The organism is Aliterella atlantica CENA595, from assembly GCF_000952155.1.
Taxonomy (GTDB): Bacteria; Cyanobacteriota; Cyanobacteriia; order Cyanobacteriales; family Chroococcidiopsidaceae; genus Aliterella; species Aliterella atlantica.
This window is the reverse complement of record NZ_JYON01000010.1, coordinates 107,385-129,769: the sequence shown is the minus strand read 5'-3', so window position 1 is coordinate 129,769 and position 22,385 is coordinate 107,385. Positions and strand designations below refer to the sequence as shown.

Here is a 22,385-nt window from a genome sequence, read left to right as displayed (position 1 = left end):
AAGACAAGGAGACAAGGAGACAAGGAGACAAGGGGATTACAGGGGGATCTTTTCTATCTCTTTGCCTTTTTCTGCCGCTAATGGGGCTTTTAAGATGTTTTCTAAAATATCTACAACTTCAAAGACTGCGCGATTTTTGTAGGCTGTAACGTTGGTGCGATAGCGGACGAAGTTTTGGGGTTCGATTAGGTGAGCGACAGCTTTATCTATATCTTTAAAGTTATTGACTGCAATGCCAAAGCCTTTTTCTACCAGCCAATCGGCGCTAGCTCGTTCTTGAAATAAAGTTGTAATGTTGTTGCATTCGGTAATTACTGGCAACTTCATGGCTATAGCTTCGCTAATACCGACGCTTCCTGGTTTGCCAATGAAGAAATCGGAGATGTGCATATAGGTGGGAATTTCGCTGGTGAAGCCGACAACAAATTTAGTTAAACGACTAGGACGCGATCGCAAAATACTCGCTAGCTTCTCATTGCGCCCGCAGATAAAAATTAGTTGCAACTGTAGCTGCGACTTCTCTAACCGTTCGAGAATCTCAATCATTTCCTTGGAGCCTTGAGTCCCAAATATTACTAAGCCTGTAGGTAAATCTGGGTCTAGCCCCAAACGCTGCCGTTCTAAAATGCGATCGCAATTTACAGGTCGATCGAACCGAGGATGAATAACTACTCCTGAAGTAGAGAAAATTTGTTTATCTGTATAGCCATAAGTATCTGCCTGATATACTGTGCGTGCAGAAGGACAAATTAACAACTGATCTTGAGGTTCTATCCAAAAATTAGGCGAACAATCAGCAAAATCAGTTATCGATGTCACAAAAGGAGTCTTGGGCAATTCTGAGCGCAAGCTTTCATACAGGACTTTATTTACCAGTGGCATCAAGGAAACTACTAAATCGGGCTGATGTTGCCGCCAATAATTCTGCAAGCGTTTGCGCCAAGCACTATGACGGAGACGAATTTGCAACTTGAATAAGGGTACAGCTAGGGGGTCATTTATAGTTTTTGCCCACTTCTGTTTCAGGACAAAGTTGTTGTAATAATATTGAGGCGTATTTGTGCCAAAAACTTCTTTAAAAACTTCTAATACCTCGATCTGCCAAGGCAAATTGCGTTGGGCGATTACTTCCTTCAAGGCATTGGCAGTGCTGCGATGTCCGCCGCCCATGTCATAGATTGTGAATATTACTTTTTTCATCTCATGCCTCTGTTTTGACTAGCTCAGATTGATGACGGCGAGAAGTTTCTATCCGCAGGCGATTGAGCTTGGTTACGCCTAGCAAACGATTGGTAGTATCGCCAAAACTAGGGAAAAATTGAGAAATTGCCAATAATAGTTTGGTTAAGTTTGCGGTAATAGGATCGCTATTAACGATGACTTCGCCTTGGTTTTGCTCTATGGCTTTTATCAGAGCGATCGCAACCTGATGCGGTGTAGATGTACCTGCTAAACTCGGTGCAGGTATGCCTGTATCTGCCATCATGCCTTGCCCAGAAATATACCCCGGACAAATAGTAGAAATTCCCACTCCCGTACTTGCCAATTCTTGCCGTAAAGCATCAGCCCACATCAATAAACCTGCTTTACTGGCAGAATAAATGCTGTCGTAAGGATGTCCTTTTTTGGCAGCTAAAGAGGCAATATTAACTATATGAGCGTTACCACGATTTAGCATTCCTGGCAGTACCAGGCGCGTTAACTCCATCGCTGCTACTAAATTAATGGATAACACTGACTGCATTTCGGCAAGGGAATAGTCTGGAAAAGCCCGATACATCTCTACTCCAGCGTTGTTAATGAGAATGTCAACTCCACCAAGCTGCTCGATTTGTTGTAGCAACTTTGGTAGTTCTGATACCTTGCTGATATCAAAGGGAATAGCTATACCTTTGCCACCTAAATTATTGACTTCCTCGCAGACTTTATCTAACCCCTCAGCAGAACGAGAAACGCCGATTACAGTAGCTTGTTTGGCTGCTAAGGCGCGGGCAATATGTACCCCAATACCCCGCGATGCTCCTGTTAGGAGTACGGTTTTACCTGCAAAGTGGGAATTACTGAGGTGATGTAAGTCTGTTTTAGACATAATTGCTCTACCTACTTAGAGAAGCAAAGTGTTTGCCGCCTAACTCGATTTGCGATCGCTTGCTTGAATCTTGAAGTTTGGCGAGGAGATAAGGTAAATCGCGGGTGATGATGTTTGCGCCGTGATCTGGTTCGATTAAGCAAGCTAAGGCGATGTTGTCGCTTTGTTGTGCCAAGTTGTAAATATTGAAAAAGTTGAAAACTCCTGATTCGTAAGTTCCGCAAGGCACAGAAGGGTTATCAACTCCAGAACAATATTCGTTGTCTTCAAACCACTCAGCAGATGGATAGCCGTGAAAATGAATCATAGGCGCACCATCTTTAATTAATTCAGGTGCATATAGAGCCGCAGCAAGAGCGATCGCTACCATGACGTAGGTATCGTAAGATGGTTTGACATCGACTACCGCCGGATCTATGCCTGTAGGGATTTGCAGATGTAGCTTGTCTTGCAAGCCAATTCTAAGTAAATCGCGCTCTGGGTCTAAATTTGTCTTATTTGCCCCAGATCGAGAGCTTACTAGCCAAATATCGGGTATTTGCTTGTATATATCTTTGTTTTTGAGCTTTGTCTTTAGGTAGCGTCTGCCGATTGCGTTTTGCCTGACTTCATCTTGACTAAATCCAGCTACAGGCGATAAATCTTCCCACTCAGCCGCAGATATTTCTAGTTTACCTACATATTGTGGTGCTTCTGCATACGCCACAAAGCCGTAAGAAACGCCGGATCTACCATTAACAATAGAGTCAACAATATCTCGGTGCGATTGACGCTTAACTATTTCACTGAGCTTAAATCCTGCGGGAAATAAGCCTGTAGTTGCTAGTTGGTTGCTCAACTGGGCTAATTTTTGCGCCGCACTCGATTGAGTAGGTGAGTATTTTTCAACCTCAAATCGACTTAGCGGTAAAGGTGCGATCGGCACAAATATCTTAGGAATTAAAGACTTGACAACAAAATTATCGAAATCTTCTCTAGGAAAGACTGAATCAGAAAGATTCATATTTAAGATGGAAATATCTTTGTCAGATACGCCAATTACAACCTCAGAGAATGTTTTAACTAGAGTATTTACGCCAATATTAATCTTTTGCTCGTAAGGAATTTCTGGATTGACAAACTGCTTATCTATATCGGCAAGCAAGATAACTTGAGTAGAAGTTGGATCTTCAAGCCGTTGCATTGTATGGTCTTCAGCCCAGCCAATTAGTTGCACAATTTTTGCTGCTGAGGCTTTTTGATTTTTTAAGATAAAGCGAGAATAAAATTGATAGAGCTTTTCGGCAGCAAAACTTTTAAATTTATCTATGAGCGATGCAGGTTGTCTGTCAACATCAATTACTGCATCGATATCAGTTTTAACTACCCTCATTTGGATAGCTTTTTTCCACTTAGTTAGAGGAATATCAATTTCATAGCGAAAGTCTCTTGTGGCTTCTTCCCAAGAGACTACTTTCACTCCATAGTTTTGCAATTTGAGTTCTAATTCTTCTCTAAACTTGAGCAGTGTAGGACGACCGAATCCTTTAGGTAAAGGGCGAAAAGTAATTTTTAGCTGCTTTGCCATTACTTGCGGATCGACAACTGGTGGCTTGAACTGCAAGGGAGACTTATCTGTATAACCACCAATCAAACGCCCAATTGTTTGCAAACTCAGTCCTGTTGCGGTATCGTCTGATGAGCGATCGCGCAGTAAGGTGAGAATTTCTGTTTTACTAGCGGCGATATCTGCTTGCAGTTGTGGTGTCAAAATTCCTTTAGGCGAATTAATCCGCAACTTGTCATTATCAGCCCACAACTTAACGCCTTGCTCGGTTAGGTTAGTCAAAAGTTCTGCTGCATTCATATCTCAAAAGTTTCTAAGTTTGCTTGAGCTAGTTCTTCAGCCAAAAATTGAGACAGCGATTCGATATTGGGATAATTCCACATCACCAAGGGCGAAATATTTAACCCCAAATGTTGTTTGCCAAAGTTAGCAATGCTCATCGCCTGTACGGAATCTAAGCCGTAGCTATCGAAAGGTACGCGGATATCAATTTCATCAGCATCAGTTCCCAACTGTTCGGCAATTTGGTTTGCCAACCAATCTTGAACCTCCTCTGCGTTCATCTGTTTTGCGGTAAGTTGTTCTTCCAAAATGTTTGCTCCTATGGGCTGCAATGCAATATGTAAGGGCTGCACGCCCTTACTCTCAACTACTTAACTGTCTGCGTTGTTGAGCTAATATTTCTAAAAGTTCTGGCACTAACTTCATTTGCGCCTCAGAAAAGTTGCCAGTCTCCTTTAACAACTGAGCAATATGTTGCTCTTCTGTCAATTGGGGGTTAACATACTGGGTTTGACTCATTTGCTGCCAAGCGATTTCTTCTTGATGTCCGTTTTCCGGAGTTTTAAACCAGTAACGCTGACGCTGAAATGGATAAGTTGGCAGTTGCAAACGACGGCGAATATAATTGCAGTCAAAACTCAGCCAGTCAATAGCTGCACCGCGTACGAACAACTCTCCTAAACTAGAGCCAATTGCTTGCCAAGCATCTCCTTGTTCTCCCCAATTAGATAGGTAATCTCCCATCTCTGGTAAAAGAGAGGCAAGTACCAAAAACAAGCAGTCGCCTGTCTCGGCAGTAATTTTTCCTGGCTGGTACAAATGCTTGCACCAATATTCAGGATTTGCGATTTCGTCAGCAATCAATTCGCCAGTCAAACTAGAAATTAGGGGAGTTTGGGGAAGTTTGTAGGTTACTTGTTTGGCAACATTGGCAAAAGCTTCGATCTTTGTCTCCTCTGGCAAGTTAGCTGCTTGTAGTTGAGTGCAAGCAGCAACAAGAGCGATCGCATCTTCCAGGCTAAATACTCCAGCAATGCAAGCAGCCACGTATTCACCCACGCCGTACCCCATAACCGTCTTGGGTTTGATACCCCAAGATTGCCACAATTGGGCTAGGGCATACTCTACAGTAAATACAGCTAAGTCATTGCGATCGCTAATAGCCGGATGCAGCATTTCCAAAAAAGATGTTTCCACATCTGGTTGCAAAATAGCGGCACAGCGATCGACTTCTTGACGGAATGTAGGTTGGGTTTGATACAACTGCCACCCTAAATCGGGTACGCTGACATCATCGTTAGGGAATAAAAAGACAATTTTGGGGCGCTTTCTGCCTTTGACTTTACCTTTAAATAATCCGGTAGTTTCCTTAAGAGCAATAAAAGCACTCAATTGTTGGCGCAACTGGGCAATAGATTCAGCCACAATACAAACACGGTGTTCAAAATGAGTCCGCCCAGTATTGGCTGTATAGCAGATATCGGCGAGAGAAGCTTCAGGATGAGTAGCTAGATAAGCTTCATAACGTTTTGCTAGCGATCGCAATGCCAATTCGCTTTTTGCTGATAGAGCGAGGGCATGACTTGGGCGATCGCCTGTATCTCTGCATATGGTTGAATTTACAGGTGCTTCTTCTAAAACTACGTGAGCGTTAGTTCCACCAAAACCAAAAGCACTAACTCCAGCTAAACGACTTCGTTTGCCACGATACCAAGGTTGCAACTCTGTAGGAATCGAAATTGGCGTGTTTTCTAGGGAAATATAAGGATTAAGCTGCTCCAGATGCAGATGAGGCGGTATTTCCTCGTGTTGCAAAGACAGAACTACCTTAATTAATGCAGATATGCCGCCAGCAGCTTCCAAATGCCCAATATTTGTTTTGACTGAACCAATCAAACAAGGTTGGTTCAGTTCTCTACCCTCCATCAACACGGCTTTTAAAGCTTTAAACTCGATCGCATCGCCGATAGATGTGCCGACAGCGTGAGCGTCGATATAGTTAATTTCTGATGGTTGCACGTTGCCATTTGCCAAAGCTTGGCGAATCACTGACTGCTGTGCAAGTCCGTTAGGCGAGGTTAAACTATTGCTCAATCCATCTTGGTTAACAGCCGAACCTCTAACTAAAGCCAGAATATTATCTCCATCTTTGACAGCATCGCTCAAGCGTTTGAGGACAATTACTCCACACCCTTCGCCTCGAACATAACCATCAGCACTAGCATCAAAAGTTTTGCAACGTCCTTCAGTCGATAGTAGGCGTGTTTGGGAAGAGGAAATAGTCGAGTCTGGAGACAAAATTAAGTTTACTCCTCCTGCTAGGCACAGATTTGATTCTCGGCTACGCAGACTTTGACAAGCCAAGTGGACTGTAACTAGAGAAGATGAGCAAGCCGTATCTACCGCCATACTAGGACCGTGCAAATCCAACAAATAAGATAAGCGGTTAGCGGTAATGCAAGGAGTTGTCCCCGTACCGCTATACAGTCCAATTTGAGAGAAATTTTTATACAGCAAGCGATGGTAGTCTACAGTGCAAAGACCGATAAATACACCTGTTTGGCTGCCAGCCAAGCTAGTTGGCACTATTGAGGCATTTTCTAGTGCTTCCCAAGCGACCTCTAAAAACAGTCGTTGTTGGGGATCGGAATGCTCGACTTCATCAGCAGAAATACCGAAAAACTCGGCATCAAAGCGATCTACCTGCTCGATAAAACCACCCCAACGGGTATTCATTTTTCCTGGCGTGTCTGCACTCGGATGGTAGAAGCGATCGATGTCCCAGCGGTCTTTCGGCACTTCGGCAATGGTAGATTTGCCATTACGTAATAGTTGCCAAAATGCTTCAGGATTTTGTGCTTGAGGAAAGCGGCAACCAATGCCCACAATTGCGATAGGTTCCATGTTGAAGAGGGGGGATTACAGGGGGATCGGGAGTGGTCTAATTCGTAATTCGTAATTCGTAATTCGTAATTAGAGCAGGGGAGGGAGGAGAGGAGGGAATAGTTTTAAGTTTTGAGTTGGAGATTGCGCTATCAATCCCCTCATCCCCTTTGTCCTCTTTGTCTCTCTTTTCTAGCTTTCTTGTGCTAGGACTGTTTGGGAGAATTCTTTGAATGTCTTATGGTTGTTTTCAAGGGCTTTGCTAATTGAACCGCCTGCTGCCATTACACCCATCTCGCGGTTGATCTGCCATTGGTAATCTAGGCGACCAAATAATTTCCGCATCGATTCTAGAAGGCTGGCATGATACTTGAGAGCGACGTTGAAGCCTTCGTGTTCTTGGCAGAAACATTGTTCCATCCAGTTGAGTGCTTCTTTGGTTTCCATCCCAAATAAGGGCGACTTTAATAACTTGAGGAAAAAGACCATCAACATAGGGTCGTCGTAGACGCATCGACCTGGAAATACGCCAGATAAACCGCTCAATAGATTGCGCTGCATCATGTAGATTGCCTGACCTGCTACGAATTTCTCGTATGCTGTTGGTTTGGGGAAATCTTTATACATATCTTTGGCGATCGTCTGCGAGATCGTGGTGTGAAAAGCCTCGTCCAATAAGTGATAGTTGGAAACAGCCGTTGGTGTGGGGATGTATTCGCCTTTATGCTCTAACTCGCGAAAATACCTAACGTAGGGATATTCTTGGTTTTTGAGAATGGCGTTAGCTGTGTAGCGCAAAGAGTAATACTGACACGCCATAAATGGCGATATGCCCCAGTGAATGGTAAAGAAGCGCAACCAATGACGGGCGGCGATTCTGCCTCCCAAACCATCTGCTGGTGCGGGTACTGGTTCGCCTCTGGCATCTAAGTCTTTGAGATACTGGGAATAATACTGTTTTTTGTCGCCCAGCATTGTTTTAGCGATCGCACTTAAGGCACTATCTCGGTAAATTGTATAGGGCGAACTCCCTTGACTGGAAACGAAAAACTCGCGGATTGGCTGAGGGGTTAAACGTTTTACCCAACTACTATCTTCTTTACTGGTTGTGCCATACAGGGAATTTCCCAAGATGGTTTTACCCACTATAGCCATCTTTGTCTTGAAACCAATTCTTTGAAAGGTACGAATGTGGTGGCTTTCCTGTTCGGTTTCAAATTCTAGTTCGTCGCACAGAGTATCGTAACCGCCAACGGCGCGGAATACTCCTGTAGTCACCATGTTGTAGATGCTGGTCGTTGCTTCGCTGACTGCTGTGTGGTTGTAGTTGCCAACCCAATAAAGATGGTTGAGAGCTAGTTTTTGGCTAGGTGAAACAGCATCATAAAGCGGAGTTCCATACAACAGCGAAAGGTCGGGATTGCTCCAATAATAGTTGCTGTTGCTAGCGTAGTTGAAATTTTCGCCTAATTCTTTGAGTTTCTCAGTGTAATCTGAGTCTTTGTTGTTGTGATAAGTTCTCTCGACGATCTTGGCGTGCTTTGTTTGCGGTGGTTCTGTGCGCGGTGGAAATTGGACTTTTGACTCTAAGTTTGTCGCTATCATTGGTTTCTCTCAAAATACTGGTAGTTGCTAGTTTTTTGGCGTTCAAGAGCGAGATTGCGAACTAATATGCTGTACTAAAGCTTCAACTGTGGGGTAATCGTACAAAAGAGTGGGATCGAGTTCTCTGCCTAACCAAGTTTCCAAATCGCCAGTCATACCTACTGCTGCTGATGAATCTAAACCGTAGCGATCGAAAGGAATAGTTACATCTACTTCATCCGGTTCTATTTCTAATAAATCTGCTAAGTAATTGACGATCCAATCTTGAATTTCTGCTGCTGCGGGCAGTTTGGCAGCACTATCTACCATCTCGTTAACTGCAAGATTCTGAACTTCCATTTTTTAGATTCCTCAATCCAATTGGTTTTTGCGATCGCCCTCTTGAAATCTGGGCGTAATCTATTACCTTGTTAAATACTTCTTTTTGCCTCTATTAAGCTTGCTGTCGGTACTTTGACGTTCCAAGCTAAACCCGATTTTTCTAGTAGCCTAATTACCCAGCCACCTAAGTCAATTTGCCACCAATCTAGTCCGACAACTGCTGAATTAGGGAAAGCATGATGGTTGTTGTGCCACGATTGTCCCCAACTTGGGATAGCTAGCCAGAGGTTGTTGGCACTGCGATCGCTACTATCAAAGGGACGGCTACCATAAAGATGACAAATCGAGTTGGTGCTGTTAATAACTTGGTGGGCGAGAAAAATTCGCACTAATCCTCCCCAAATCAAGCCCTCGAAAGCTCCCATCCATGTCATTGTTAGTAAACCACCAATGATAGTAGGAATAGCCAGACCTAAAATTACCCAAACTTGTTGCAACTGATTGACTTTGGCAATAACTGGATCGCGCAATAAGTCTCTAGCAAAGACCATTGAGTTTGTTACTTCACCATTTAACGTCCAGCCTAGATGCGCGTGCCATAAGCCGCGCAGGCTATTTTCATGTAGGTGTGGTGAATGCGGATCGCCAGGCACGTCAGCATATTGATGGTGGCGGCGGTGATGCGCTACCCAGTAAACTACTCCACCTTGCGCTGCCATCGCGCCTAGGATGGCGAGAATAACTTTGATGCTAGTAGTAGTTTGAAAGGCATGGTGTGAGAAGTGGCGATGAAAACCTACTTCCACCCCAAAGGTAGTTACAGCGTACATACCCAGCAATAACCCAATTTCTACTGCACCAATGCCTAAATTCCAAAGTAGTTCGATTGCGGCTACTACACCCAGACAAGGAATTGTGACTGTGACTAAAGCTACCCGCCTGTATATATTCTGGAGATAATCGTTGGCGATCGTTAGTTTCTGGCTAGGTAAAGGAGAACTAGCGATCGGCAACATCTGACATTGGTCGAGGGGAATAATGTCTCGATCTTCGCTCATAGTTGTTTCTCAGTTGCTAGTTTCTGAAATACAGACTCGACTTCAGCTTGCAAGTTGAGGAACTTGGCTTTGCCTTGCAAATTCTCGCTCCAATCTTCTACGACATTTAAGCTACCTGTGAGAAACCCAGCGCGACAAGCATAGCGCTGTATTTTTCCGCTAGAAGTTTTAGGGATGCTGCCAGTTTTAACTAGCACTGTGGCATATATATTCAAAGCGTGTTGAGATGCGATCGCTTGTCTAATATTGCCTACTACCTCCTCTACATCTAGTTTTCGTAGGTGACTGCGCTCGACTTCTTGCACGATTACTACACGCTCCTCGCCCTTAATATCTACAGAAAATGCTGCTCCACATCCAGGTCGTAGCGCCGGATGGCTCTTTTCTACCGTCAGTTCGATGTCTTGAGGATAGTGGTTTTGTCCCCGCACGATCATCACATCTTTGAGTCGCCCAGTTACAAACAACTCGCCCTCTTGGATAAAGCCCAAATCCCCTGTCCGCAAGAAAGGTCCTGCGCCTGTATCTGCTAAATAAGCGTGGAAAGTTTCTTGCGTCTCCTTAGGGCGCTGCCAATAACCTTGGGCTACACTTGCACCTGATACCCAAATCTCGCCTACTGTATCTTTGGGGCATATCGTCAAAGATTCTGGATCGACGATCGCAATTTTCATATCTGCACAACTTTGTCCGCAACCAACTAGCGATCGCCCATCTTCCCCTTTAGCATTTACTACGCGATTTTGCTCTAGGGCTGTGCCTTCGACATGGTGAATTACAGGTAGAGTTGGTTGCGATCGCCCAGTGACGATTAATGTTGTTTCTGCCATACCATAACAAGGCAAAAATGCTTGTTTGCGAAAGCCGCAAGGCGCGAAGGTAGCTGCAAACCGTTCTAGGGTATGGGCGCGTACTGGTTCTGCTCCAGTAAACGCTACTTGCCAGCTACTTAAGTCTAAACTTTCGAGTTGTTCTGGCTTAACTTTCGCCAGGCACAGTTCGTAAGCAAAGTTAGGTCCGCCGCTAGTGGTTGCTTGATAGCGCGAAATTGCTTGCAGCCAGCGCAACGGTTTTTGTAAAAAATCTACTGATGCCATCAACGTGACGGGAAAGCCGCCGTAGAGAGGTTGCAGCACGCCGCCAATTAGCCCCATATCGTGGTAAGGTGGCAGCCAAATTACCCCTCGGCTATCGGGTGTATGGGCAAAACATTGATGAATCGATGCCAAATTGTGCAGCAAGTTGCCGTGACTAACCATCACACCCTTGGGTGTACCTGTAGAACCTGATGTGTATTGAATAAAGGCAAGGGTATTGCTATCTACTGCTGGCTCTTGCCAAGCCTCTGCTAAGTCGCTGGCAATATCATCGGTAGTTAACCAAGTTAACTGAGATAACTCTGGACTTTGGGCAAAGCTAGCCTCTATGTTACCTAGTAATGATGTAGTGGTAAGGGCTATTTCTGCTTGCGAAGAAGCAACGATCGCCTGCAACCTATTCATATTTTGGTTGCGCCGGGGAGGATAAGCGGGGACTGCTATTACGTTGGCAAACAAACATCCAAAGAAGGCAGCAACAAAGTCTAACCCTGGCGGATATAGCAATAAGGCGCGGGAACCGCTGGCGTTGAGCGCTTGCAGCTTAGTTGCGATCGCTCGTGCTTGAAGTGCCAATTGTTGGTAAGTCAGACTGCCTGCTTCTACCTCTCCACCTTGCAAAAAAGTATAGGCTGTTTGGTCGGAATTATTTTGCGCTCGGTAGTTTAAGAGGTCTACCATGTGCAAAAAATTATTCTCAGTTTCCACTAAATAATCGAAGCAAGCAGTCATTTTATACTCCTTGGTCAATTCAATTTACTAGAGGTTATTGGCACAAATAGCAAATAATTATGTGAAGATAGAGTAATGTATATCAGCCTTTACATCACTTGCCTTTGCCCAAATTTAAGGCTATTTACTGCCTATAGTCACTCTCCATTGTGCTATCAATTAATATTGACAATTTAACGGATAAGCTTGAGTGAAAAAATCTGCTAGGTAGATGCAAACTTGCACTGTTTAACAGTCGCCCTTTCTTGCTTTATTAGCTTGGTGAAAGGCTTAATAACAATGTGACACTAATTTCTGTCCTAACATACTAGGTTATTTAGAAGTAGAAAAAATGTATCATTACGCACTTTGCTACATATTTGTCCAAAACCACTCCTAAGACTTCCTTATTCAGAGATTAAAGTGCGATTAGCAAAATTCAAGCTAAATTGTTGCTGCAAAAACAATGCACGATCGTTGCTTCGGGTAGGAGCAACAGTCAACAAGTGTTTCTACTTATTTTTCAGATTATCGTAATATTTTTGTTTGTCAAGAGGCAAATTTAACTTTTATTTCATTTTGTTTTGCAGACATAAATGAATTTTAATAGTTATTAATAAATGCTCAATAGGTTGAATTCAAGGTGCAGATTGGTATTTATCTGTTCGTTAATAAGTAGTTCACGAAAATTATTTATAAGATAAAAGAAAAAATATCCTTTCTGGGTAGATATTTACCAATAAATCAATCTATTAAATTAAATATAAGATGGATTTCAGATGAGTTAAACGTGCTAAATATGCCTGCAGCAATTAGAGTAATGTTGAGTGAGGAAGAAGATCGCACCCTCAAAGAACTCAGTTATGCTGAAGGGGTGTCACATCGAATAAAACAAAGAGCGCTAGCAATTCGCCTTAATGCTCGTGGTTGGAATGCACCTCAAATTGCTCAGTTTCTTGACTGGCACGAACATAGCGTGCGAAATACGTTGGAACGCTGGAATACTCTAGGCTTGGGAGGTTTGTGGGAACAAAAAGGTAGAGGTAGGAAGCGTAGCCGCACTTAAGCTTGTTGGCAGGAAATATAACCGTTAATACCACAACACTATCGGCATTTTATATTTAATTAAATTGTTCTTCTTATCTTCAGAACTAGCAAATAGAAAGAATCATGGCGATCGCTTACTTATTAATTACTTGTTGGACATATAAGGATGCAAGCCAATCTAACTTATCTCGTAATCAAGTATACAATTTTTCTACTACAACACATAGAGTTGGTAGAGTATATTTTGGCACAATTTAGAATGATAAAACTAAATTTTCTCTGTTTCTGTATAGTTAATAACCATTATTAGTTCAGGGATAGCTGAAAACCTGCCATCATCTAACTTTCAATACTTTTGTGTAGAATTATACGGCTACGTTTATGCACCTTTATTAAAGTTATAGTGTAAAAGATCACAAATATACTTATTAATATTTACTCCTTTAGATATATTTTGCATTCAGAAGCATTTGCTGATGCCAGAAAATATGCTAAATTGCCTAAAAATAAAAACTTCCGATGTATTAAGAGTCCGAATTTAATAATGACAGCTATAAAATTTGAGATTGGATTGCGGAAAATATTTCACTTACGCTATTAAGCGAGCAAACAAAAATCAGTAGTACAAATATATGGTATTGCCAACTAATAGCTACCTTTAACTATTAGTTTTATCTATGATGTGAAAAAACAAATTAAATATCGAGCGCAATTTGCTTAACAATACTGATACTATATATTTGAATAAAACGGGCTGTGCATCACTGTAATAACAGAGCAAATTGAAGTAATTTTCAATCTCTGTATTCTTTAGTTATCAAACTACCAGATATACTAAGAAAATCAGTCAATTATCTGCGCCACTACGCCCAACATCTTTTCGCAAAATTTAGATGCAACTGCTTCACGTCGGCGATCGCCTAATTACAGGCTACGAAGTTATTCCCTTGCTAGCTGGCTATCAAATGTTACCTCAGCTATACCGCCAGATAGCGATCGACTCCGCTATTGCCGATCTAGAACTTCTCCCTCAAGAACAAGATTTAGCCTTAGAACAGTTTTACGCCAAATATCAACTGACAACCGCAGCCGAACGCCAAGCCTACTTGCAGTATTATGGCTTGACAAAAGAGCAGTTATATGATGCCGCTACGCGAGATCGCAAGATAGAAAAATTCAAACAGACAACTTGGGGCGAGAAATTAGCAGCCTACTTTCTCAACCACAAATCAAAGCTCGATCGGGTAATCTACTCAATCTTGCGTCATAGCGACGCACTCGTTGCCCAAGAAATGTATTTCCGCATTCAATCAGGAGAACAAACCTTTGCCGAATGTGCGACGCAATACTCTCAAGGCGTAGAAGCAGAAACAGGGGGAATTATTGGACCTGTAGAATTAAGTACACCTCACCCCGTCTTAGCGCAAATGCTCGCCAACGCTCAACCTGGTAAACTCATACCACCAACTCGTTTAGCGCAGTGGTATGTAGTTGTCAGATTAGAAAAATTTATACCCGCGCAACTAGATGAAGCAATGAAACAAAAACTACTAGACAAATTATTTGAAACTTGGCTGACAGAGCAAATTAAGCAGTGCGGCATTCAGTAATCTAGCGATTATGGATATTAATATAGATGCGATCGCGCAATTTTTGAGCAGTACGCCACCATTTGACGCTTTGCCCAGCCAAACTAGAGAGCAACTAGCTGCCAAATGCCAATTGCTGCGCTACCGGATGGGACAAGCAATTGTCAGAAGAGAAGCAATGCCTGTATATATTGCTATTCTCTACCAAGGACAAGCAAGAGTTGTTTGTTATCCAGCCAACGCACCGGAGACTTTAGAATTAGTCGAACCAGGATACATATTTGGGTGGGTAAGTGCAATTAGACAAGTACCCTGCGAAACAGCCTTAGCATCCACAGAAGCTATTTGCCTGACACTACCTGTTACAACCTTTTTAGAATTTTTAGAGCGCGAACCGCAATTTGCTGCTGCCTTTTACGAGCATAGCAGCGCGATTGAGGTATTCAACTTATTAGAGGGCGATCGCAGCGCTGCTAAAAATACCAACCTCAAAGAACTAGCTTTAACAGCTTGCAAGGAAGCTACCGTACTCAATTTACCACCTGGCAAAACATCCTTACATTCCTTAGAGCCAAACAAGGTATGGTTGCTAAGTGGAGGAACAACTAACTTTGCTGTCGGTAGCCGCTTAGTACCAACTTTGGAGCGAGAATATATCAAAGTATCGCCTCCTGGTAATGCGCGTTTAGTGGGGTTGCATTTACCGGAAGAATATGAACAGAGAGAAAAAAGTAGCCTTCCCAATACCCTACTGTCAGAAATACCTTATGCGCCCGAATACCCAGAATCACAAGAAAAGGGCGCTACAAAAATAAAATACCCTTATATCCACGCCAGAGGACCTGTAGAGGCAACACTCGCCTGTTTGCAAATGGTAGCTCAACATTTGAGCATACCCTTTCGCCGCGACGTGCTGCGCCGCTCTTTAACTAACTCATTTACACGTACGGGCAGTATTTCGCTGCAATTATGCGGCGCTGTAGGCGAATTAATAGGCTTAAAGTCCCAAATAGTAAATATTCCAGCTTCTACTATTAGCCGCTTACCCACTCCGGCGATGATCCCTTGGCAAGACTCTTTCGCCATCCTTTATAAAGCAAGTCAAGAGCAAATAGTTTTAGCTATTCCCGAAACTGGCATCCGAGAAATGAAAATAGCCGCTTTTGTGGATGCTTGGGGCGAATCGGGGCAAGTGCTGTTACTGCAAGCTACTAGCCATACGCCTACTAGGCGATTTGGCATTTCTTGGTTTTTACCTTCTCTCTACCGCTACCGCAAAGTATTACTAGAAGTATTTATTGCTTCTTTTTTTGTGCAATTATTTGGCTTGGCGAATCCCTTGGTTACTCAAGTCATCATCGATCGCGTCTTAGCGCAAAACAGTATAGAAACTCTCAACGTCTTAGGCATTTTTTTGATCGTCATAGCGACATTTGAAGCCGTTATTACTAGCTTGCGGACTAATTTATTTGTCGATACGACTAACCGCATCGACTTATCATTGGGCGCACAAGTCATCGATCGCTTATTGCGCTTGCCCTTGCGTTATTTTGAACGCCGCCCAGTAGGAGAACTTGCTACCCGCGTAGGGGAACTTGAAAATATTCGCCAATTTCTGACAGGTACAGCTTTAACTGTAGTCTTAGATGCTGTATTTTCGGTCATTTACATCGTAGTAATGATCTTTTACAGCCCCTTACTTACCATTGTTGCCTTAGCTACAGTTCCGTTATTTGCCTTACTTACCCTAGTAGCTGCGCCGATAGTCAGAAATCAAGCGCGTACCAAAGCCGAACGCAATGCCGAAACTCAATCGTATTTAGTAGAAGTAGTATCGGGAATTCAGACAGTCAAAGCCCAAAATATAGAATTGCGATCGCGCTGGCAATGGCAAGAACGTTATGCTCGTTATGTCAGTGCAGGTTTCAACAGTACCTTAACTTCAACTACTGCAAGTTCCATCAGCAATTTTTTAAACAAACTATCAAGTTTATTGCTGCTGTGGGTAGGTGCTTATCTAGTATTGCAAGGCAACTTAACTTTAGGGCAATTGATCGCTTTTCGGATTATCGCCGGATACACCACAAGCCCACTGCTGCGACTAATTCAACTGTGGCAGAACTTTCAGGAAACTGCTTTATCTCTAGAACGCCTCGGCGACATTCTCGATACGCCTACAGAAATTGAAGTTGCAGGCAAGGATAATATTCCCATGCCAGAAATTAGCGGGCGCGTGCAGTACGAATCTGTATCGTTTCGTTTTAGCAGCAGTGGCGAAAAGCAGCTAAAAAATGTCAATCTAGACTTTCCTAGTGGTACTTTTGTCGGCGTTGTGGGCTTAAGCGGCGCAGGTAAAAGTACGTTAACCAAATTGCTACCGCGCTTGTACGAACTTGATTCGGGCAGAATTTTGATTGATGGCTACGACATCAGCAAGGTAGAACTGTATTCATTACGCAGTCAAATCGGAGTAGTGTTGCAAGATACCTTATTATTCGACGGTACAGTGCAAGAAAACATTGCTCTGACTAATCCTGACGCGACACAAGAGGAAATTGTCGCAGCAGCAAAAGTAGCTGTCGCCCACGATTTTATTATGTCCTTACCTCAAGGTTATAACACGCGAGTAGGAGAAAGGGGAGCGGCATTATCAGGAGGACAAAGACAAAGAATTGCGATCGCGCGTACCGTACTGCAAAACCCGAAAATATTAGTTTTAGACGAAGCTACCAGTGCTTTAGACTATCATAGCGAACGCCAAGTATGCCTGAATTTAGCAGATGTATTTAGTGAGCGCACAGTTATGTTCATTACCCACCGTTTAGCAACAATTAAACACGCCGATGTAATTGTGATGATGGATGCAGGAAGAGTCAGCGAACAGGGAACCCATGCCGAATTAATGCAAGTTAAAGGGCATTATTATTGTCTGTATCAACAGCAGGAGGCTGTAACAGTGACCAGTAACCAGTGACCAGTGACCAGTTAAATAATCAATCAATTTCTCGATTGGCAACGAATAAATTTGGGGGCTTGTACCTATTACTAACTGGTCAGCGTTTAAAGCAGGGGCAAGGAATGGAAAAAAAGCCAATAAAAACTTTTGAGGATTTATATGTATGGACAAGAGCTATTGAGTTAGTTCAACAAGTATATTTGTTGACGCAGGGTGACAAACTCAGTCAGGATTTGGGCTTATGCGACCAATTGCGGCGTGCATCCATATCCATCTCGACAAACATTGCTGTAGGTTTTGAACGTTATTCTCGCCGAGAGTATATAAATTTTTTAAAGATTGCCAAAGGCTCTACAGCAGCAGTCCGCAGCCTTTTGAAAGTAGCCCTAGAAGTCGGCTATATAGAACAAGCTGAATGCGAAGAACTTTATAACTCGGCTGTAAAATTGAGCCGGATGCTGGCAATTCAAATCCAAGCACTCAATAAATCTCTTTAAACCTTCTTTCTCCCTGCTTTTGCAATGAATTTAAATAATGGTAACGGCACTAAAAACGCTCTAACAAATAACACTCAAGAGAACGTAAAACCCCAAAACCTTTCCCCTGCTGCCTTTGACCAACCTGTCATCCTCCAACAATCCCCCCTGTGGTCGAGATGGATACTATGGTTATTGATGGGAGTTACTACAGCGGCAGTTGTTTGGGCATCTGTAGCCAAAATAGAAGAAGCAATTCCAGCTACAGGGAAGCTAGAACCAACTGGCACAGTTAAAGAAGTCCAAGCTCCAGTTAGTGGCGTAGTTAAAGCAATTCATGTCAGCGATGGGCAAATAGTCCGCAAAGGACAAACTCTAGTTAGCCTAGATTCAACCGCGGCTAAATCTCAAAAAGCTTCACTGCAAAAAATTCGCACATCTCTTACTCAAGAAAATCAATTTTATACTGCTCAACTTAACGGCAATAGAGAGATCGCATTTCTGCCAACTCAAGTACGACAGCAAATACCACCAGAAATAATTTCGCTAACCAAAAGTCGCGCTACATTGGTAGCAGAAAATCAACTTTACCGCGCGGGGCTTGACGAAACAGCTAGTTCTCGCCTCGATAGCCAACAAATCGAACGCTTACAATCGGATGCAGCAGAATTAAACTCGCGCACCCAAGCTGCTAATTCAGAAGTCGAACAGTCAAAAGCGCTATTAAATCAAAACGATGTCCGCCTGGCTAGCGCGCGTAAAAAGCTAGCGATGAATCAGGCAATTCTTAAGGATCTTAGTCCTTTAGCTAAGACTGGAGCAATATCAAAGATTCAGTATTTGAAGCAGCAACAGGAAGTCGAGACAGCACAAGCCGATGCTGATGCGCTAATTCAAGAACAAGCAAGGTTAAAGTCAGAAATTAGTGCAGGTAATTCCAAACTACAAAATATTCAGACTCTAAACCGCAAAGAATTACTCACTCAAATCGCCCAAAACAATCAACGCATTGCCGAAATTGACAGTCAGTTGACAAAAGCAATGGTAGACAACAACAACCGCATTGCCGAAATTGATAGTCAAATCGATGCTGCCGAACTAACTTTACAGTACGAAGAAATCAAGGCTCCAGCTAATGGAACGGTGTTCGACTTGCAGGCGCATACTCCTGGCTATGTGACAAATAACAGTCAACCGCTTTTGAAGATCGTTCCTAATGAGGCATTGATTGCTAAGGTATTTATTACCAATCAAGATATTGGGTTTGTCAAAGAAGGCATGAATGTAGACGTGCGAATTGATTCATTCCCTTTTAGCGAGTTTGGCGATATCAAAGGTAAGTTGGTTTGGATCGGTTCGGATGCATTACCACCAGACCAGGTGCATAATTTTTATAGGTTTCCCGCTAAAGTAGAGCTAGCAAGTCAGTCTTTGTTAGTTAATGGACGGGCTGTTCCTTTACAGTCGGGCATGAGCGTCAATGGCAATATTAAAGTACGCGATCGCACCGTCATGAGTATCTTTACCGATTTGTTTACCAAGAGCGTCGAGAGTTTGCAAAATATCCGATAAATACATACCAGCGACATACTCGTGTCACATTGGTCAAGCACAATAGGAGTTACAAGATATCTAATAGGAGACAATACAGTGCAACTTGGGCGATCGCTTAAATTGCTGGTTGCTGGTGCAAGTATGATAAGTTTTGGTGTAGTTGCAGGGTGCGCTCAACAAATTGATGCCCAAACTCTCCAGCAAAATCAAAATAGCGATGTTCGAGCTTTAGTCAATTTCGGTCCTAGAGCCAGTGGAACTCAAGCAACAGAAAAAGCTAGCAATTATTTACAACAGCAGTATCGTCAAGCTGGCTACGAAGTTAAAGTTCAGACTTTTACCTACCCTAAATTTACAGATTTAGGCTCAAATTTGACTGTCGATGGTAAGACAATCGAGGGTATAGCTCTAAATGGCTCCCAAGCTGGAACGCCTAATGCTCGCTTAGTTGTCGTACCCAATGCAGGTAGGGAAGCTGATTTCGCGGCTGTAGATGCCAAAGGTGCGATCGCAATTGTCAAGCGCGGTGAAATCCGCTTTTTGAACAAGGCGCAAAATGCCGTCAAAGCTGGGGCTGTCGGGTTAGTTATTGTTAATACCGAGCCTGGTAACTTCTATGGCACGTTAGGAGGAGATGTCCAAATTCCCGTGTTAGGGCTTTCCGGTAAAAGTGGCAGTTCCCTATTGCAAGCTAACCAACTGCGTCAAGCAAATCTTGCTGTCAATACTCGCCAGGGCAATGTCACAGGGCGCAATACAATCGCTCATTTACCAGGAGTAACTCAACCCAAGGTAATTTTAGGCGGTCATTATGACTCAGTTGTAGATTCACCAGGAGCAAACGACAATGCATCGGGTACGGCTGCGGTACTTGCGATCGCGCGTCAAGCTGCAAAAACGCCTCTAGCTCGTCAAGCCTGGTTTGTGGCTTTCGATGGCGAGGAAGATGGTTTGCATGGCTCTAGGGCTTTTGTAAGCCAAGCTCGACCTGAATTCCTCAAGGGGTTAAAGGGGATGCTGAACTTCGACATGGTAGGTATAAACGATCGCCTGCTAGTAGGCGGAACTGAGTCTTTAACCAAATTAGCTAAAACTACTGCTCCTCAAGTCTCCACTTTTGGCAGTCGGGGAGGTAGCGATCACGCTCCTTTTGCTAGCGCTGGCGTACCAGTATTATTCTTCTACCGAGGTCAGGATCCCAACTACCATCAGCCAGGTGACAAACAGGTAGATGCCAGGCTAATTGATGAAACTGCTCGTTTAGGTTTTAACCTTGCCAGCAAAATTAGCAGTCAGTAACGCCGATGTGGAAATCCGAACTTTAGCAATCAGCTAACTTCGTACTCGTCACGGCTACGATTTAGATTAAAGGCAGTTACTTTACCAACAGCAACAGACCATTTCAGAGCATTAAACTGGTCACTGGTCACTGGTCACTGTTTTAGGTCACTGGTCACTGTTTCAGGTGTGAGAGATAGTTTGAGGGGATTTAATTCACTTACCAATTAGGCACAAAATGTCTCAAAAATTTTCTATCCAAAAATCTGCTAGCGCCTTAGCTTTGGTATTTGCTGGAGCAGCAGGAACATTTATCGGGGTACAAAGTTTTCCATCCAAAGCTCAAATATCAGAGCAACCAATAGCCCAATTACCTGCGCCTATACCTAGCAACGTAGCGCCTAATTTTATTGCTACAGCGGTAGAAAGAACAGGAGACGCTGTAGTGCGGATTAATTCATCTCGCAATACAAGTAGAGAATCGCGCTTCGGTAGCGATCGCGTTTTAAGAGGTACGGGTTCGGGCTTTATTATCAAATCTGATGGACTAATTTTAACCAACGCTCACGTAGTAGACGGAGCAGATAGAGTTAGCGTCACTTTAAAAGACGGTCGCAACTTTACAGGTCAAGTATTGGGCAAAGATGAACTGACAGATGTAGCAGCAATCAAGATCCAAGCTGCTAACTTGCCAACCGTAAGAATTGGTGACTCAGAGCAGCTTAAAGCAGGAGAATGGGCGATCGCCATAGGCAACCCATTAGGGCTAGACAATACCGTTACAGCAGGGATTATTAGCGGTACGGGGCGTTCTAGTTCGGTAATCGGAGCGCCAGACAAGCGAGTTAGTTTTATTCAAACTGATGCTGCGATTAACCCAGGTAATTCTGGCGGACCTTTGCTAAATCAACAAGGGCAAGTAATTGGTATGAATACAGCGATAATTGGTGGAGCGCAAGGACTAGGCTTTGCAATTCCCATTAACACAGCGCAAAGAATAGCTAACCAGTTAATTGCAAGTGGTGAAGTAAGTCATCCATATTTAGGCATTCAGATGGCAACAATTACACCAAGTTTGAAAGAAAGCCTAAATAGCGATCCTCGTAGCAATATTCGAGTACAAGCAGATCGAGGCGTTGTAGTTATCGATGTAGTTGCCAATTCCCCAGCAGCTAGAGCCGGATTGCAAGCTGGCGATGTAATTTCTCAGATTAACAATCAATCGATCCGAACAGCCGAAGAACTCCAGCAAGCCTTGGATGCTAGTACAATCGGTAGCAACCTACCTTTAGCAGTTGTTCGTAACGGTCGCAGTTTAGCATTATCAGTGCGCCCAGGCGAATTTCCTACCTAATTCGCGCATTCGTAATTACAGCAATTCAATTACGAATTGCCGCTTTGCGGCTTGACTTTGGCTAATGGCTCCTATTAGTTAGGAGCCTAACAACACATTTACGCACATCTAGGAAATAACGATGCTGAAATATTTACCTCTAGGTGCTGCTATAGCCATTATTGCCAGCACCCAAATACCAATCGAAATCCCAGTTTTAACAACTAGCGATCGCCAAATCCAAACAAGTCAATTAGCCAATCCCAATCAACCAGATGATAACAGTGGCGTTAACACGTTACTAACAGCAGCATTAGTCGGCGGTACTGCGGCGACGGGCGTTATCTTAGCCACTAAAAAGGCAAATAAACCTAGCTCTACTGGTGTAGACCAAGCTAGCCCAAAACTGCGGAAAAGACTGCTGACGCTTCTGCACAACGACGAAGCAACGGCTAGCCGTTTAATAGCTCAAATTAAACGCAATCACCCCAATCAGTCTACTAATTGGGCAGCAGAAAAAGCGATTTATGATTTAGAACGCGATCGCGGTGGTAGATAGT

General features: G+C 43.4%; 17 protein-coding genes. 8 read left to right on the top strand and 9 right to left on the bottom strand.

The features are described 5' to 3' along the window. Positions 1-36 precede the first annotated feature (36 nt). The 9 genes from UH38_RS11535 to UH38_RS11495 form a co-directional block, all read right to left on the bottom strand. Complete coding sequence (locus UH38_RS11535) at positions 37-1,200, bottom strand: UDP-N-acetylglucosamine--LPS N-acetylglucosamine transferase (protein WP_045054790.1); 1,164 nt, start codon at positions 1,198-1,200, stop codon at positions 37-39. A gap of 1 nt (position 1,201) precedes the next feature. Next, positions 1,202-2,089, bottom strand: a complete 888-nt coding sequence (locus UH38_RS11530; RefSeq protein WP_045054789.1) for an SDR family NAD(P)-dependent oxidoreductase — start codon at positions 2,087-2,089, stop codon at positions 1,202-1,204. Between the two features lie 7 nt (positions 2,090-2,096). Next, complete coding sequence (locus UH38_RS11525; protein WP_045054788.1) at positions 2,097-3,935, bottom strand: TubC N-terminal docking domain-related protein; 1,839 nt, start codon at positions 3,933-3,935, stop codon at positions 2,097-2,099. Beyond that, positions 3,932-4,270 carry an acyl carrier protein gene (locus UH38_RS11520; RefSeq protein ID WP_235355206.1) on the bottom strand — a complete coding sequence of 113 codons (339 nt, stop codon included), beginning with the start codon at positions 4,268-4,270 and terminating at the stop codon, positions 3,932-3,934. Before UH38_RS11520 ends, UH38_RS11525 begins: the two co-directional genes overlap by 4 nt. Positions 4,271-4,280: 10 nt before the next feature. After that, on the bottom strand, positions 4,281-6,821 hold the full coding sequence (locus tag UH38_RS11515; protein WP_052672352.1) for a type I polyketide synthase: 2,541 nt from the start codon (positions 6,819-6,821) through the stop codon (positions 4,281-4,283). A gap of 171 nt (positions 6,822-6,992) precedes the next feature. Continuing rightward, entirely contained in the window at positions 6,993-8,405 is a 1,413-nt protein-coding gene (locus UH38_RS11510; protein WP_045054787.1) for a hypothetical protein, read from the bottom strand. Between the two features lie 42 nt (positions 8,406-8,447). Continuing rightward, positions 8,448-8,744: an acyl carrier protein gene (locus UH38_RS11505; RefSeq protein WP_045054786.1), complete on the bottom strand. Its 297-nt coding sequence runs from the start codon at positions 8,742-8,744 to the stop codon at positions 8,448-8,450. Positions 8,745-8,815: 71 nt separating this feature from the next. Continuing rightward, positions 8,816-9,784 carry an acyl-CoA desaturase gene (locus UH38_RS11500; protein ID WP_200892398.1) on the bottom strand — a complete coding sequence of 323 codons (969 nt, stop codon included), beginning with the start codon at positions 9,782-9,784 and terminating at the stop codon, positions 8,816-8,818. Beyond that, on the bottom strand, positions 9,781-11,613 hold the full coding sequence (locus UH38_RS11495) for a fatty acyl-AMP ligase (RefSeq protein WP_045054785.1): 1,833 nt from the start codon (positions 11,611-11,613) through the stop codon (positions 9,781-9,783). The genes UH38_RS11500 and UH38_RS11495 overlap by 4 nt, the downstream gene beginning before the upstream one ends. A 778-nt stretch (positions 11,614-12,391) precedes the next feature. On the opposite strand from UH38_RS11495, the gene UH38_RS11490 reads away from it, so the two are divergent. From UH38_RS11490 to UH38_RS24810, 8 genes are all read left to right on the top strand, one after another. Next, positions 12,392-12,658: a helix-turn-helix domain-containing protein gene (locus tag UH38_RS11490; RefSeq protein WP_052672351.1), complete on the top strand. Its 267-nt coding sequence runs from the start codon at positions 12,392-12,394 to the stop codon at positions 12,656-12,658. An 874-nt stretch (positions 12,659-13,532) separates the two neighbouring features. After that, on the top strand, positions 13,533-14,249 hold the full coding sequence (locus tag UH38_RS11485) for a peptidylprolyl isomerase (RefSeq protein WP_045054784.1): 717 nt from the start codon (positions 13,533-13,535) through the stop codon (positions 14,247-14,249). Positions 14,250-14,259: 10 nt separating this feature from the next. Next, on the top strand, positions 14,260-17,202 hold the full coding sequence (locus UH38_RS11480; RefSeq protein ID WP_045054783.1) for a type I secretion system permease/ATPase: 2,943 nt from the start codon (positions 14,260-14,262) through the stop codon (positions 17,200-17,202). A 104-nt stretch (positions 17,203-17,306) separates the two neighbouring features. Beyond that, complete coding sequence (locus UH38_RS11475) at positions 17,307-17,681, top strand: four helix bundle protein (protein WP_045054835.1); 375 nt, start codon at positions 17,307-17,309, stop codon at positions 17,679-17,681. Positions 17,682-17,705: 24 nt separating this feature from the next. After that, positions 17,706-19,232: an HlyD family efflux transporter periplasmic adaptor subunit gene (locus tag UH38_RS11470; protein ID WP_045054782.1), complete on the top strand. Its 1,527-nt coding sequence runs from the start codon at positions 17,706-17,708 to the stop codon at positions 19,230-19,232. A 21-nt stretch (positions 19,233-19,253) separates the two neighbouring features. Continuing rightward, positions 19,254-20,513: a M28 family metallopeptidase gene (locus UH38_RS11465; protein ID WP_235355205.1), complete on the top strand. Its 1,260-nt coding sequence runs from the start codon at positions 19,254-19,256 to the stop codon at positions 20,511-20,513. 217 nt (positions 20,514-20,730) lie between these two features. Further along, complete coding sequence (locus UH38_RS11460; RefSeq protein WP_045054781.1) at positions 20,731-21,846, top strand: HhoA/HhoB/HtrA family serine endopeptidase; 1,116 nt, start codon at positions 20,731-20,733, stop codon at positions 21,844-21,846. A 121-nt stretch (positions 21,847-21,967) separates the two neighbouring features. After that, complete coding sequence (locus UH38_RS24810) at positions 21,968-22,384, top strand: hypothetical protein (protein WP_052672350.1); 417 nt, start codon at positions 21,968-21,970, stop codon at positions 22,382-22,384. Position 22,385: the final 1 nt, after the last annotated feature.

Coding starts and splice junctions, on each gene's coding strand:
- UH38_RS11535 (WP_045054790.1), bottom strand. CDS start 1,200: ATGAAAAAAGTAATATTCACAATCTATGACATGGGCGGCGGACATCGC.
- UH38_RS11530 (WP_045054789.1), bottom strand. CDS start 2,089: ATGTCTAAAACAGACTTACATCACCTCAGTAATTCCCACTTTGCAGGT.
- UH38_RS11525 (WP_045054788.1), bottom strand. CDS start 3,935: ATGAATGCAGCAGAACTTTTGACTAACCTAACCGAGCAAGGCGTTAAG.
- UH38_RS11515 (WP_052672352.1), bottom strand. CDS start 6,821: ATGGAACCTATCGCAATTGTGGGCATTGGTTGCCGCTTTCCTCAAGCA.
- UH38_RS11510 (WP_045054787.1), bottom strand. CDS start 8,405: ATGATAGCGACAAACTTAGAGTCAAAAGTCCAATTTCCACCGCGCACA.
- UH38_RS11505 (WP_045054786.1), bottom strand. CDS start 8,744: ATGGAAGTTCAGAATCTTGCAGTTAACGAGATGGTAGATAGTGCTGCC.
- UH38_RS11500 (WP_200892398.1), bottom strand. CDS start 9,784: ATGAGCGAAGATCGAGACATTATTCCCCTCGACCAATGTCAGATGTTG.
- UH38_RS11495 (WP_045054785.1), bottom strand. CDS start 11,613: ATGACTGCTTGCTTCGATTATTTAGTGGAAACTGAGAATAATTTTTTG.
- UH38_RS11490 (WP_052672351.1), top strand. CDS start 12,392: ATGCCTGCAGCAATTAGAGTAATGTTGAGTGAGGAAGAAGATCGCACC.
- UH38_RS11485 (WP_045054784.1), top strand. CDS start 13,533: ATGCAACTGCTTCACGTCGGCGATCGCCTAATTACAGGCTACGAAGTT.
- UH38_RS11480 (WP_045054783.1), top strand. CDS start 14,260: ATGGATATTAATATAGATGCGATCGCGCAATTTTTGAGCAGTACGCCA.
- UH38_RS11475 (WP_045054835.1), top strand. CDS start 17,307: ATGGAAAAAAAGCCAATAAAAACTTTTGAGGATTTATATGTATGGACA.
- UH38_RS11470 (WP_045054782.1), top strand. CDS start 17,706: ATGAATTTAAATAATGGTAACGGCACTAAAAACGCTCTAACAAATAAC.
- UH38_RS11460 (WP_045054781.1), top strand. CDS start 20,731: ATGTCTCAAAAATTTTCTATCCAAAAATCTGCTAGCGCCTTAGCTTTG.
- UH38_RS24810 (WP_052672350.1), top strand. CDS start 21,968: ATGCTGAAATATTTACCTCTAGGTGCTGCTATAGCCATTATTGCCAGC.